Genomic DNA, 13,429 nt, shown 5'->3' with positions numbered 1-13,429 from the left:
AGTGTTATGCAAATTTTGCTGCACCGCGGTTGGCGAGCTCGTCGGCTTTTTCGTTTTCAGGGTGTCCGGCGTGGCCTTTGACCCACGTCCAGCGGACATCGTGCTGTTGAACCAGACTATCCAGCTCTTTCCATAAATCGTCGTTTTTAACCGGTTTTTTGGCGGCGGTTTTCCAGCCGTTTTTTTTCCAACCGTGTATCCAGCTTTCCATGCCGTTTTTGACGTATTGCGAGTCGGTGCAGATGACGACTTGGCAGCGGCGTTTTAGAGATTTCAGTCCTTCGATGACGGCGGTCAGCTCCATGCGGTTGTTGGTGGTTTCGGCTTCGCCGCCGAACAGTTCTTTTTCGTGCGTGCCGTAGCGCATAAATACACCCCAGCCGCCTGCGCCGGGGTTGCCTTTGCATGCGCCGTCTGTGTAGAGGTAAACGGGTTTATCCATGGGCATGTCTTTGTCGAATAAGGCGGTATCATAACATAAGGCCGTCTGAAATATCGGCAAATACGGTTTGCACGTGTAAAATACCCTGCACTTTATCACTCGTTAAGTGGCGCGGGATTGGCGTTAGTTAAGGCTAGAGGGATGTTGAAATCCAAGACTAAAAATGCGGTTAATTAATCAGAAGATATAGCTAAATATAGGAGGAAATCGAAATAAAGGATTGAATGAAAGGATTTCTAATCGCCAAAAAGATCATTACATCAACGAGCAAGAAAATAAAAATGTTTATAAGGTAACAGCGCCAATTGATTTTAAGTAGAAAAATATGAGAATTATATTTGAGTATTATTTTAATGAGGTAAAAAAAGAATTTATTCCAACATGTGACTCAGAGTTTAAGGGGGATTATACACCGTTAATATCTTATTTGAATGATGACTTAGGAGATAAAATTGAATATAAAGAATTTCTTAAGGATATTCTGAATATTTTGATAAGTAATAGAGAAGAGGATATATCTTCTAATTCTTGGGGAGTGGATGTAGTAGGAGATGATGTTTATATATTCTTTTTATATGATTCAGATAATAAGCAATATCAAATTAAACTACCTAAAATAGAATTTATCTTTATTATTAGACGATGGATTGATTTTTTAAATAAATCGATTAAGGACTCAAACTACCAAGAAGTTATCGACTCAGAGGATGCTTATAAATGACAGTCATGATCGGTGGACATGCCGCCTTAGGCAATATACGTGTTGATCGGATATTATATACTTATCCAAATGGCGTATATCTTGCACAAATTTCCGCTTTTGATAGTGAAACTAATCAATATATGACTAAAACTAACAATAATGGGGAGACCTTGATGTTTCCTCAAACGTGGACGGCAGATCGTATCAAAGTGGAAATTAATTCTGCTTATATGAATCAAGTAGATGATTTAGATTCTATTCGTAAAGCTGAAGGTATGTGGGTTGGCATTTCAAATTCAGACGTACGTGTAGAAGGTTATACCTATCCTGTCGTCACGGCTTTCCCAAGTGCTGAGCAGGAGTAAAGATGAAACTTATTTTTACGTATATTCAACATAAAGGGCAAATTATTCCGGCTTGCTATTTGGAAGAAAATCACCAATTAAATCCATTAACCGGCTATTTGAATGATCCAATGGGTGGTCCAAATTATTTCTCTTTTTTGGATCATTCATTGTCAATCTTAACAGATGAGACGATTCAAGAAGCGGATATTTCTTCCAATTCTTGGGGTGTTGAGGTGATGAACGATCAAGTGAATTTTTATTTTCTCTTTGCTCAAGAAGAGGAATCACTTTATCTCACTTTGCCTCGTGGAATTATGGTTGATGTGTTAAGGTTATGGCTGATTTTCCGAAGCCAAGAACCTGAAGAAGGCTTAATACAGCACTTAGAGTTCTAGATTGGAAGGACGGTCAATTATCAAAGAGTTTTAAAATATCTCAAAATTGCCTGCACTTTATTGCCATTCAGAAAGCCTTGGCAGAAGCCGTGTTGAAACCGTCAAAATAGAAAGGAAACATGATGAGCGAACAGCAAGAATTGTTTTGTTACAAACAGATGCCGGTGTGGACGGCGGACGAGATTCCCGAAGCTTTGTTGTTCAAACACAATACTGCTGCCGGTACTTGGGGCTGCCTCAATGTCCTCCAAGGCCGTCTGAACTTCAATGAAGTGGACGAGGCGGGCAATGTTACGGCCACGCACGAGCTGACGCCTGAAAGCGGCGATTGGATTATCCATCCGCAAGCATGGCACTTTATCGCGCCGCAAACGCAAGATACGGAAATCCAACTGTCGTTTTACTGCGAGGCGGCGGACTATTTCAATAAGAAATACGGCATGAGCGCGACACATTCGGCTGTCCGTGCCGCCGAAGGCATCGTGCCCGTCGGCAAGGTTTTGGATATGGGCTGTGGTCAGGGCCGCAATGCGCTGTATTTGGGTTTGAAAGGTTTTGACGTTACCGCTGTCGATAATAATCCGAACGCGGTTCAAAACGTGGAAGAGCTGGCGCGTATTGAAGAATTGAATGTCCGCGCGTTTGAATACGACCTCAACGCCGCCAATATTCAGGAAAACTTCGATTATATGGTGGCGACCGTGGTGTTTATGTTCCTGATGCCGCGTTACGTTCCTGACGTGATTGCCAATATGAAGGAACACACCAACCCCGGCGGTTACAACCTGATCGTGTCTGCGATGGATACGGAAGATTTCCCTTGCCCGATGCCGTTCCCGTTCAAGTTCGGCGAGGGCGAGTTGCGCGAATACTATAAGGATTGGGAATTGGTAGAATACAAGGAAGAGTTGGGTTCGATGCACGCGAAAGACGAATTTGGCAATCCGATTCAGTTTAAATTCGTCACTATGCTGGCGAAGAAACCGGAATAAAGGTTTTGCCGTCAAAAGGCCGTCTGAATTCAGTTTTCAGACGGCCTTTGTCGTAATCAATCCACAATCCTTTTGCCCAAAATCACCACGTCTGCCAACATGGTTTCCAAATCGCAGACTTGCGGCAGCCGCCCCCATTCTTCAAAACCGAAACGGTGAAACAGGTTCAGGCTCGGATAGTTGTGGCCAAACACAAGCGCGATGACGTTGTGGATGCCTAAGGAAGGTGCGCGTTCGAGCATGTGCCGCAACAGGATTTTGCCCACGCCTGCGCCGCGCATATCGTGGCGGACATAAATGCTGACTTCCGCGCTAATGTGATAGGCGTAGCGCGGATGGTAGTCGCTGAAACTGCCCCAGGCCAATATGGTGCCGTCGGCATCGTAAAGGGCGTAGATCGGGCGTTTGTCCGTGTGCGCGGCAAACCATATTTCGCGTTCGGCAACCGTGGTCGGCGACAAATCGGCCGTAGATTGGTGCGTGGCCACGGTGCTGTTGTAAATATCGACGATGGCGGGCAAGTCTTGGCGCAGGGCAGGGCGGATGGTGTATTGCATTTCAGACGGCCTGTTATTGAATCAGTTTGGAGATAGTCTTAAAGGCCGGATGTTTGGCATCGCCGAGCAGTTGGAACAAAATACTTTCGACATTGGAAACGATAATGCCTTGACGGCTCATTTGCGCCAAACCATTGTCGCGGTTGGCCGTTGTACGCGAGGCGGTGCATTCAAAAGGCAGGGATACGGCGTAACCTTGCGCCTTCAAATCCAAGGCCGTCTGAAGCATACAGATATGCGCTTCTGCGCCCACCAAAATAATGTTTTTGATGTCGTTTTTGCGTAATATTTCCTGAATTTCAGGTAAAAACGCCGAGAATTGGGTTTTTTCGACAACAGGCGTGCCTTCGGGCAACAGCAGCGATACAGCGGATACGGTGTTGCCCAAACCTTTCGGATATTGTTCGGTTACGGCAAAGGGTACGTCCAAAGCCGTCAAGCCTTGAATCAGCAGGCGGCAGCGTTCCAACATTTCGTCCGCGCCGGAAAGGGCGGGCAGCAGGCGTTCTTGAATATCGACAATCAGACAAAGCGTATTTTTTGGGTTCATGGCTTTTCCTTTCAGACGGCCTTTACAGCAAAATCGTTGAATCAGAATGCAATCATATAACAAGCCGCTGGAAAAGTATTGCAGCTTGCCCTGTTTTAAAGCCCGAAATTCTTTTAAAATACCGCCTGATTTGAATTGATAGAGACCGACAACATGAATTTATACCAAACCGTCGAACGTGAAGCCCAAGCAGCCTTTGCCGCTGCCGGTTTGCCCGACAGCCCCGTTGTATTGCAGGCGGCGAAAAATCCCGACTTCGGCGATTTCCAAATCAACGGCGTGATGGGTGCGGCGAAAAAAGCCAAACAAAATCCGCGAGAGTTGGCGCAAAAAGTGGCCGAAGCATTGGCCGACAATGCCGTGATTGAAAGCGCGGAAGTCGCCGGCCCGGGCTTTATCAACCTGCGCCTGCGTCCTGAATTCCTTGCGCAAAACATTCAGACGGCCTTGAACGACGAGCGTTTCGGCGTAGCGAAAACTGACCAACCGAAAACTGTCGTTATCGACTATTCTTCGCCTAATCTGGCCAAAGAAATGCACGTCGGCCACCTGCGTTCCAGCATCATCGGCGACAGCATTTCGCGCGTATTGGAATTTATGGGCAACACTGTCGTCCGCCAAAACCACGTCGGCGACTGGGGTACGCAGTTTGGCATGTTGGTCGCTTATTTGGTTGAGCAGCAAAAAGACAATGCCGCGTTTGAGCTGGCGGATTTGGAGCAGTTTTACCGCGCCGCCAAAGTGCGCTTTGACGAAGATCCTGCCTTTGCTGACACCGCGCGCGAATACGTTGTGAAACTGCAAGGCGGCGATGAAACCGTGTTGGCGTTGTGGAAACAGTTTGTCGATATTTCGCTCTCGCACGCCCAAGCCGTTTACGACACGCTGGGCTTGAAATTGCGCCCTGAAGACGTGGCGGGCGAATCTAAATACAACGACGATTTGCAGCCCGTAGTCGATGATTTGGTCGAAAAAGGTCTGGCAGTCGAAGACGACGGCGCGAAAGTCGTGTTCTTGGACGAGTTCAAAAACAAAGAGGGAGAACCTGCCGCATTTATCGTGCAAAAACAAGGCGGCGGCTTCCTTTATGCTTCCACCGACTTGGCGTGTTTGCGCTACCGCGTCGGCACCCTTCATGCCGACCGCCTGCTGTACGTCGTCGACCACCGCCAAGCCCTGCACTTTGAGCAACTCTTTACCACTTCCCGCAAAGCAGGCTATCTGCCGGAAGATGTAAAAGCCGAGTTTATCGGCTTCGGCACGATGATGGGCAAAGACGGCAAACCGTTCAAAACGCGCAGCGGCGACACCGTGAAACTGGTTGACCTGCTGACCGAAGCAGTCGAGCGCGCCACCGCTTTGGTGAAAGAGAAAAATCCTGAATTGGGTACAGACGAAGCAGGTAAAATCGGCAAAACCGTCGGCATCGGCGCGGTCAAATACGCCGATTTGAGCAAAAACCGCACCAGTGATTATGTGTTCGACTGGGACGCCATGCTTTCGTTTGAAGGCAACACCGCCCCCTACCTGCAATACGCCTACACACGCGTACAAAGCGTGTTCCGCAAAGCAGGCGAATGGGACGCAAATGCACCAACCGTTTTGACCGAACCTTTGGAAAAACAACTGGCCGCCGAGCTGTTGAAATTTGAAGACGTACTGCAAAGCGTGGCAGATACTGCGTATCCGCACTACCTCGCCGCCTACCTCTATCAAATCGCTACCTTGTTCAGCCGCTTCTACGAAGCCTGCCCAATCCTGAAATCAGAAGGCGCAACCCGAAACAGCCGCCTGCAACTGGCGAAGCTGACCGGCGATACGCTGAAACAAGGCTTGGAGTTGTTGGGTATTGATGTGTTGGATGTCATGTAAGTTTTTGAATAAAAACGATGAAAGGCCGTCTGAAACTTTGCAGGTTGCAAGGTTTCAGACGGCCTTTTTTATGCTTTGACAGATGTCGTGATGCCGTTGTTTGAGCCTAAGCGGTTTTATATTTGCTCAATAATGCGTTCAGACGGCCTTATCTTTATTTCAAATTGCTTGCCAACAACCAAGCCTGTGCTTCGGCAGCGTCGCTGAAATATTTGGGATGTTGGTTGGTCAAGAGGCTGGAAAGGCGCGCGCCGAGTTTAATCCAAATGTCGTCGGTAATGACGGCAACGCGGCCGAAGTCGGTTTCATGTTGGTTGAGGAATTTGATTTGCTCGACCGCCATATCGATAGTGAAGTCTTTCAGCATGGACAAGTCCAACAGGATGTCGGGCAGATGGACTTTTTGTTTTGCGGCCAACAAGGCTTCTTCCAATTGGCGGAAATCGTCCAAAGTGAACTCGTTGTACAGCGCTACGTTTAAGCCGTAAGATTGTTCGCGGATGGAAATCATGGTGTTCTCCTTGTTAAATTATTGCTTCATCAGAAATTTTTTGATTGAGGCCGGAGTAAAGCTGCTGAACACGCCGCCTGCAACAATGATAACCATGCCGGCGGCTTCCTGCCAAGTGATTTTATCGCCGAAAAGCAATACGCCGGATAGAGCGGAGAAAACGACGGTCAGGTAGGAAAGCGAGGCAACGGTAAATTTCTTGCCGACCTTATAGGCGCGGGTCATGGCCAATTGTGCAATCATGGCGGAGATGCCGATGCCGGCCAGATAGGGCAGGGAAGACACGGTCAGCGGATGCCAGCCTGTGATGGTACTCCAGACTGCGCCCATAATCAGGCCGGTAAGCGAGAGGTAAAACACCACGCGCCAGCCTGGCTCGCCCAAAAGCGAGAGTTCGCGCACCTGCAAATACGCCCAGCCCGACATGGCGCCACCTGCCAAACTGACCAGCGCGGCAAACTCCTGTCCGCCTTGAAAAGATGGGTTGAGTAACAGGATAACGCCGATAAAGCCCATAACCAAAATGGCTTGGGTATAAAGTGTAATTCGTTCTTTTAAAATGAAAAATGAAAAAATGGCCAGCCAGATGGAGGATGTGTAGTTGAGCGTGACGCCTGTTGCCAGCGGCAGATGCATGACGGAATAAAATGTGCACATCATGGCAAGCGTGCCGATGACGCTGCGGTTGAGATGGGTTTTCCAATACGGCGTGGAAAACGTGTTGCCTTGCGCTTTGGCCATGATGCCTAAGAACAGGGTGGAGACCAGCATGCGCCAAAAGACCAGCTCGCCGCTGGAAAAGCCGAATTGCGTTGAGGCGGCTTTGATGGAGAGGTTCATGACGGTAAAGCCGAGCGCGGCAATAACCATCCATGCCGAGCCGAGTGGATCTTTTCTGACGGTTTCCATTTGATGGGTGTGTAAAGCGATTTTATTAATAATAAAATATTATACAGGTCAATCAGGCCGTCTGAAAAATATCGTTGGGTTTCAGACGGCCTTTTTGTTAGAAAATGAGAATTATTATTGAATAATGAAGTGGGTTTTTATAGAATGGAAGCTCTGTTTTCAAGAAAGGCTTGTTATGAAAGTTTCCAATATTTCTGCCGTATTGCTGTCCGCTTTGTTTTCCGTTGCCGTTTCTGCCGCGCCTTTGGGAGAGGTTTCTTCAGAAAACGGTAAGATTTTCAGCGGCGAAAATTACATGGTTGTTAAGAAAGACATGAAGAAAGGGGAGCAGATTAAGCCGCACGATCATCCGGGTTTTAAAACGCTGATTTTTGCCGTTGGAAAAGGAAGTTTTGATGTGACGTTGAATCAGACTGAAAAACATACTGTCGGCGCAGGCTCGGTGTTACGGTTTGGCGGCGATGCAGTGATTGAGGCAGTTGCAACCGAAGATGCCGATGTAGCAATTACTTTGATTAAGTAAACCGATAGAGGATAAAAGGCCGTCTGAAAAATGATGTTTCAGACGGCCTGGTTTATTCAGTCAACCATTGCCATTAAGCGCAAATCAAATAGATGAAGCCGGAGCCGAAGATATCTGCTAAGGCGTGAATCAGGAAAAACGGCAGCAGGTTTTTAACTTTGTATTTGTAGAAAAAGTAGTACATCAAGCCGAAAATAACGCCGATAACGGTCGCCCAAAGCATGCCTTGATAAGTATGGAAGGAGACGCGCACCAAGGTCGAATAGGCCAATGCCTGCCATTTGTATTTGTCTTCCACGCAGGTTAAAAGGCCGAGGAAACAGAATTCCTCATAAAAGCCGTTTAAAAGGCCGTAGAGGATGGCCATCGGCGCAAGGGCGGCGAATTTATCGAAGATGGATAATGGTTTGATGTATTGGAAGATTTCAGTGGTGAAGTAATTGTAGCCGCCGCTTAATGAAGTTACCGCATCGGCGGTCAGACCCATCAGGATAAAAATCACAGGCGTCCAAAACAATACGCCTAAATTAAAGCGAATCGGCAACTGTTTGAAGTCGAAACGGCGGATAATGAGGTAGATCAGAGCAATAGCAAGCAGCGTCAACTGCAGGCTCATGTTTTCCGAATAAGCCACGCCGGTTACCGCAGTATCGCGCGCCTCTTCGGCAACGGCGGCTGTTTCTACTTGCGGCATCAGGCTGGCGATATAAAGTTGGGTGGAGCGGTAAGCAAATTGACCGAACAGAATGGCGGTTACAATCAGCATGTCAAACCAGCGCAAATGGCGCAAAGGCTCTTTAGGGCGGATAGCGGCAAGTATGTTCATATTCTTACTCTTTGCTCTAAATAAATAACGGTGCGCAATAGTTACATAAACATACAAAAATCGTCAACAATTATCACAATAAAACATGAATTAAAAAACAGACCGTTTCAGACGGCCTGAAGCGCTTCTAAAAATGCCATATTTTCCGAAGGGTTTATCTTCAAAAATATGGCATAATCACTTTATTGCAAACCAAGGAATCTTATCGTGAGTATTTCTCTGTCCCAATATCTGCTCTACCTGCAATACATGTTGGCAGGTATCGCCATGACCGTTGTTTTTGCCGCCGTATATCTGCGGATTACACCCGTTGAAGAATTGCGCCTGATTAAAAACGGCAACCTTGCCTGCGCCTTATCATTTGGCGGCGCGTTGGTCGGTTTTTGTCTGACACTGGCTTCAAGTATTGCCCACAGCGTCAGCTTCATCGATTTTATCTTGTGGGCCCTTGCCGCAGCCGTAATTCAGATTTTTGTCTATTTCGCTGCGACAATGATGATTAAAGGCGCTACCGCAGAGCTCATCGGCAACAATGTTGCCGTCGGCGCGTTATTTGGTGCAGTGTCCATTTCGATTGGCATTTTGAACGCTGCTTGTTTGACTTGATGTTGATGGTCGGTTGGATAGTAAAAGATGTGCTTATCCTAACTCTTGCCTAGAGAAATTATCGGTAGATTTTTTTTGACGGATGATGTCTTATTGCCTGATGGTATTAGGGAATGATGAGATTTGGGAGGCATCAAAAAATTCAGACGGCCTATTATATAACAAGGCCGTCTGAAACGTTTCAACTACTTCGTTAAATTAGAATGAGTATTGCAATCTTACACCTGTTTCTCGGGTGCGGTTTTTAGGTTCGATCGCGCCCAATTGAACGAAGCCATAGTCTTCTGTAACGGTAAAGTTTGAATCTTTGACTTTCCAGCCGCGATAGAACGGGGTCAGGGTGATTTTAGAACCGTTAGAGAATTTTTTAGATACAGGTACTTCAACCTCAATACCTTGTCCACCGCCTTGTTTCATTCTGGTTTCTTCTCGATTTGGCTCGTAAGAATACTGGCGGCCCTTAACGGCACGATTGTAGGCAATACGAGGAGCAATCTCAAAGTTTGCTGGAAGTGCGATATTTACACCGGCATTGATTTGCGCATATGTGGTTCGGTTTTTGCGGTCATAATCATCAGGATCGACACGTCGGCTCAAATCTCTCAGAACACGGTGTCCCAAGCCTGCACCGGCAGTCAGGCTAAAGCGATCGTTAATCGGGAGTGTATATTCGTATAAGGCACGGATATCGTATGCGCGGCGAGGTGCATCTTTGAGTGTGGCAGAACCATAACCTGTGGATTCACCAAATCCATTTTGGAAGCTTCCTGTGTAATCTGATTTACCACGGGAATAACGGCCTTCCAATTTTGCCGCATGGTGATCGTTGAAACGGTATTTAACCCCCGCATTAATAGACCACAGGTTGCCTTTTTGTTGCATTATTCGGCTACCATCTTGTTCATATTCGCGATAGGTTTCGTTGTAATATTCGCTGCCAACGGTAAATTCAACAGGGCGGGCAGCCTGTGCGCCTACTGCAGCAGACAGTGCTAACACAGCAAGACAGAAATGAGCAGAATTTTTCATGTAAATTCCTTTTAGTTTGGGAAAACAGTGTGATAATTTAGTGTTATTGCATGGCAAAGTTTATAATATTTAATGAATATTAACAATGCTGATGGGGTAATATATTTACTTCTATTATATTCTTTAATGATTTATCGCAAATATTTGTCTTTTTTATGAGACAGTATGGATAAAAAACCTGGAAATAGTGTAAAACTGAGTCGGTAAGAGGTTTAATTTCGAAGTTTTCAAAAGTTAATATCTATATAGTTATTATTTAGTTTGCGATAAAAGTATATGCGGCCACCCACTCTATTCCCATGCATAAAGACATTTTGAATGTTAATATCGTATGACATTCTATTTATATAAAATAAGCGATATTACCGACCAGGCAAATTGACCTGACTGCCCATAAGTTATCCCTTCTTCTTCAAATAAGGAACTGCGATGTTCAACTTTATCAAGAAACAGTTTATCGACGTCATTCAATGGCCGAATCCCGATGACAGCCTGCTGATGTGGCGTTTTCCGATTGCCGATGAGGAGATCCAAAACGGTGCGAGCCTGACTGTGCGCGAGGCGCAGATGGCGATGTTTGTCGATGAAGGCGTAACCGCCGACGTGTTCGGTCCGGGGCGTTACACGCTCAATACGCAAACTCTGCCAGTGCTGACTAACTTGAAAAACTGGGACAAGCTTTTTGAATCCCCGTTTAAATCGGATGTTTACTTTTTCAATACCAAACAACAGCTCGCACGAAAATGGGGTACATCCCAACCTGTTACCGTGCGTGATGCCGAGTTTGGCGCGGTGCAACTGCGTTCGTTCGGTATGTATTCTTACCGCATCAGCGATCCGGCAAAATTCTTCAAAGAAGTCAGCGGTGTGGCGGCGCAATACAGCGGTGTAGATTTGGAAAACCAGCTGCGCAATATTGCAGTCACCCAGTTGGCGGCCGCGTTTGGCAGCTCCGGTATCCCATTCTTGGATATGGCGGCGAACCAAGTTTTGCTGTCGCAAAAAATCGGCGAATTGCTCGGTGCGGAATTTGCCAAGCTGGGTTTGGCGCTAGAAAACTTCACTGTTGAAAGCATTACCTTGCCTGCGTCTATTCAGGCTGCGTTGGATAAGAAAATTTCGATGGGCGTTATCGGCGATTTGGGACGCTACACCCAATATCAAACCGCCGAATCCATCCCGCTTGCGGCACAAAATGAAGGCGGACTTGCCGGAATCGGTGCAGGTTTGGGCGTAGGTGCCGGCATTGGTCAGGCGATGGCGGGTGCCATGTCTGGCATGATGCAGCCGAATGCGCAACAGGCTCAGCAAAATGTTCAGCCGGCTGCCGAAGATCCGCAGGCGAAATTGGTGAAACTCAAGTCTTTGCTGGATGGCGGTTTGATTTCGCAAGAAGATTTTGATAAAGCCAAGGCTGAAGTGTTGAAACAGTTGATTGGTTGACAAATTGAAGGCCGTCTGAAAAATATCATTCAAAGAAGCGTTGAGCTGCTTCTGTGAAAAGGTTTCAGACGGCCTTTCGAGTCATTTGAGTGAGTTCGTTCGGCGATTTGGTTTGTTTCTAATCTGAAATCATTGATAAAACCAGTTGATATAAACATTAAGGCCGTCTGAAATACTCCAACCCATTCCGAAAAAGCAAATCTATGTCTCAAACTCCTTTCTTCAAAACCGACTGTCCAAGCTGCGGCGCACCTGTTGAAGCGCATTCTGCTTCTGCCGTGACGCTGGTGTGCGGCTATTGCAACAGCATGCTGGTGCGGCAAGATAACGGCGTTGTCGACTCCGGCCGCGATTCCGCATTGCTGGAAGATTTTAGTCCGCTTCAAATCGGAACCAGCGGCACATTTGTCGCTCAACGCTTTACCTTGGTCGGACGGCTTCAGGTGCAATACGACGATGGTGCGTGGAATGAATGGTATGCGCTGTTTGACGACGGCAGGGCAGGTTGGCTTTCTGAGGCGGGTGATTTGTATGTGATGACCATGCCGGTCGAAATCGATAATCCGCCGAAATTTGAAGACACGCAAGCCGGATTTAGCGAGCTGACTTTTCAAGATAAGCACTATATTGCCTCCGATGTCCGCAAAATCAGCTTGAAACGCGCCGCCGCGCAGGGCGAATTGCCGTTTGTTTTGAAAGAGGATACAGAAAATCTGGTTTCCGACTGGCGTTGCGAAAACCTTTTCATCACGCTCGATTACAACAATGAAACACCCGAAGCCTTCTTCGGGCGGATGGTAAACCTAGATGATTTGAAGCTGGAAAACACGCGCCACGAAGATGAAATTAAAGAAAGCGCAGGCCGTCTGAAAGGCAGTATTACTTCAGAAAACTGTCCTAACTGCGGCTCGTCCATTCATTGGGTGAACGGCCTGACCTCTCATCTGAACTGTCAAAGCTGCGGCAGCGAATTGGCAGTCGGCAAGGATAAGGCGGAGCTTATTACCGCCAATGATCTGCGTTTGTCACAAAATACGATGTTTACTTTGTCTGTCGGCTCGACAGGCCGTCTGAAAAATAAAGAGTTTCATGTTATCGGCGCAATTAGATATTTAGAAACAGATGCGCAGGAAACATTTGATAACTTGTTCAAAGGTGCCAAGCATACATTGGCACCAGAAGGGCAGTGGACAGAGTATCTGCTTTACAACCCTACACAGGGTTTCTTATGGCTGGTTGAAGCTGATGAAGGTTGGAATATTTCTGAAACCTTGAATGATTGGCCGCGCCTCGACCGCAACCGCCAACCGCAAGGCTATGGCAAACTTTATGACTATGGCGGACGGGTCAGGATTGCCAGCGGCGCGTTTTATTGGCGTGTTCGAAGCGGTGATTTGAACTATTACAGCGATTACCGAGACGGGCAAAGCCGTAAGATTGGCTCCGAACTAAACAGTCACGAAATGGCATGGACTAGAAGTGCCCCAATTGCTTATCGGGAAATTGCAGACGCGTTTAATCTGACCAGCCAAGCTCCGCATTACACTGCAAACATGGCGGCAGACGGTATTGATAAATCATTAAGAATTATAATGACTGCTATCTTGGTTGTTGTTAATCTCCCTGCACTTCTGGCCAGCGACAGCTCTGCTGCACTTACCGTCATCTTTATAGGATGCTGGTTGTTGTGGACCATGGGCAAAAAAGACGAGGACGAGGATTAA

16 protein-coding genes are annotated in these 13,429 nt (G+C 47.0%); 9 read left to right on the top strand and 7 right to left on the bottom strand.

Going from position 1 to position 13,429, the window contains the following annotated elements:
• Positions 1-4: 4 nt before the first annotated feature.
• Positions 5-442 (bottom strand): ribonuclease HI, encoded by a 438-nt coding sequence (gene rnhA, locus O3681_RS05025; protein ID WP_049350717.1) that lies wholly within the window; start codon positions 440-442, stop codon positions 5-7.
• Positions 443-767: 325 nt separating this feature from the next.
• Between rnhA and O3681_RS05020 the strand changes: the two genes are divergently transcribed.
• The 4 genes from O3681_RS05020 (at position 768) to tehB (ending at position 2,879) form a co-directional block, all read left to right on the top strand.
• Positions 768-1,163, top strand: coding sequence for a DUF5376 family protein (locus O3681_RS05020; RefSeq protein ID WP_070504471.1), 396 nt, complete (start codon positions 768-770; stop codon positions 1,161-1,163).
• Positions 1,160-1,510, top strand: coding sequence for an EndoU domain-containing protein (locus O3681_RS05015; protein WP_070504467.1), 351 nt, complete (start codon positions 1,160-1,162; stop codon positions 1,508-1,510). Before O3681_RS05020 ends, O3681_RS05015 begins: the two co-directional genes overlap by 4 nt.
• Positions 1,511-1,512: 2 nt before the next feature.
• Entirely contained in the window at positions 1,513-1,887 is a 375-nt protein-coding gene (locus O3681_RS05010; RefSeq protein WP_049330917.1) for a DUF5376 family protein, read from the top strand.
• A gap of 122 nt (positions 1,888-2,009) precedes the next feature.
• Positions 2,010-2,879 (top strand): SAM-dependent methyltransferase TehB, encoded by an 870-nt coding sequence (tehB, locus tag O3681_RS05005; protein ID WP_371459482.1) that lies wholly within the window; start codon positions 2,010-2,012, stop codon positions 2,877-2,879.
• A gap of 56 nt (positions 2,880-2,935) precedes the next feature.
• Here tehB and O3681_RS05000 read toward each other — a convergent pair whose 3' ends face one another.
• Both O3681_RS05000 and O3681_RS04995 read right to left on the bottom strand, forming a co-directional pair.
• The gene (locus O3681_RS05000; RefSeq protein WP_107723600.1) at positions 2,936-3,436 is read right to left on the bottom strand and encodes a GNAT family N-acetyltransferase; all 501 of its coding nucleotides are present in this window, start codon (positions 3,434-3,436) and stop codon (positions 2,936-2,938) included.
• Positions 3,437-3,449: 13 nt separating this feature from the next.
• A complete protein-coding gene (locus O3681_RS04995; protein ID WP_371459425.1) occupies positions 3,450-3,986 on the bottom strand; it encodes an isochorismatase family protein in 537 nt (178 codons plus the stop codon).
• Positions 3,987-4,139: 153 nt separating this feature from the next.
• Between O3681_RS04995 and argS the strand changes: the two genes are divergently transcribed.
• A complete protein-coding gene (gene argS / locus O3681_RS04990; protein ID WP_371459424.1) occupies positions 4,140-5,858 on the top strand; it encodes an arginine--tRNA ligase in 1,719 nt (572 codons plus the stop codon).
• A gap of 154 nt (positions 5,859-6,012) precedes the next feature.
• Here argS and O3681_RS04985 read toward each other — a convergent pair whose 3' ends face one another.
• Both O3681_RS04985 and O3681_RS04980 read right to left on the bottom strand, forming a co-directional pair.
• A complete protein-coding gene (locus O3681_RS04985; protein WP_003678720.1) occupies positions 6,013-6,369 on the bottom strand; it encodes an STAS/SEC14 domain-containing protein in 357 nt (118 codons plus the stop codon).
• Between the two features lie 18 nt (positions 6,370-6,387).
• On the bottom strand, positions 6,388-7,278 hold the full coding sequence (locus tag O3681_RS04980; RefSeq protein WP_188211391.1) for a DMT family transporter: 891 nt from the start codon (positions 7,276-7,278) through the stop codon (positions 6,388-6,390).
• A 175-nt stretch (positions 7,279-7,453) separates the two neighbouring features.
• Between O3681_RS04980 and O3681_RS04975 the strand changes: the two genes are divergently transcribed.
• A complete protein-coding gene (locus O3681_RS04975; RefSeq protein WP_003686176.1) occupies positions 7,454-7,801 on the top strand; it encodes a hypothetical protein in 348 nt (115 codons plus the stop codon).
• A 73-nt stretch (positions 7,802-7,874) separates the two neighbouring features.
• Here O3681_RS04975 and O3681_RS04970 read toward each other — a convergent pair whose 3' ends face one another.
• Positions 7,875-8,627 (bottom strand): type II CAAX prenyl endopeptidase Rce1 family protein, encoded by a 753-nt coding sequence (locus tag O3681_RS04970; RefSeq protein ID WP_371459423.1) that lies wholly within the window; start codon positions 8,625-8,627, stop codon positions 7,875-7,877.
• A 207-nt stretch (positions 8,628-8,834) separates the two neighbouring features.
• Between O3681_RS04970 and O3681_RS04965 the strand changes: the two genes are divergently transcribed.
• A complete protein-coding gene (locus tag O3681_RS04965) occupies positions 8,835-9,233 on the top strand; it encodes a DUF350 domain-containing protein (RefSeq protein ID WP_039861961.1) in 399 nt (132 codons plus the stop codon).
• 198 nt (positions 9,234-9,431) lie between these two features.
• On the opposite strand, the gene O3681_RS04960 is transcribed toward O3681_RS04965, so the two are convergent.
• On the bottom strand, positions 9,432-10,262 hold the full coding sequence (locus tag O3681_RS04960; RefSeq protein ID WP_371459422.1) for an outer membrane beta-barrel protein: 831 nt from the start codon (positions 10,260-10,262) through the stop codon (positions 9,432-9,434).
• A 429-nt stretch (positions 10,263-10,691) separates the two neighbouring features.
• Here O3681_RS04960 and O3681_RS04955 point away from each other — a divergent pair, with 429 nt between their 5' ends.
• Positions 10,692-11,705 (top strand): SPFH domain-containing protein, encoded by a 1,014-nt coding sequence (locus tag O3681_RS04955; RefSeq protein WP_070838552.1) that lies wholly within the window; start codon positions 10,692-10,694, stop codon positions 11,703-11,705.
• A gap of 203 nt (positions 11,706-11,908) precedes the next feature.
• Positions 11,909-13,429, top strand: coding sequence for a DUF4178 domain-containing protein (locus O3681_RS04950; RefSeq protein ID WP_371459421.1), 1,521 nt, complete (start codon positions 11,909-11,911; stop codon positions 13,427-13,429).

The sequence above is a fragment of the Neisseria sp. 27098_8_158 genome (assembly GCF_041433145.1).
GTDB lineage: Bacteria > Pseudomonadota > Gammaproteobacteria > Burkholderiales > Neisseriaceae > Neisseria > Neisseria subflava_E.
Note: the sequence above shows the minus strand (reverse complement) of the source record. Positions and strands in the feature narration are given on the sequence as shown.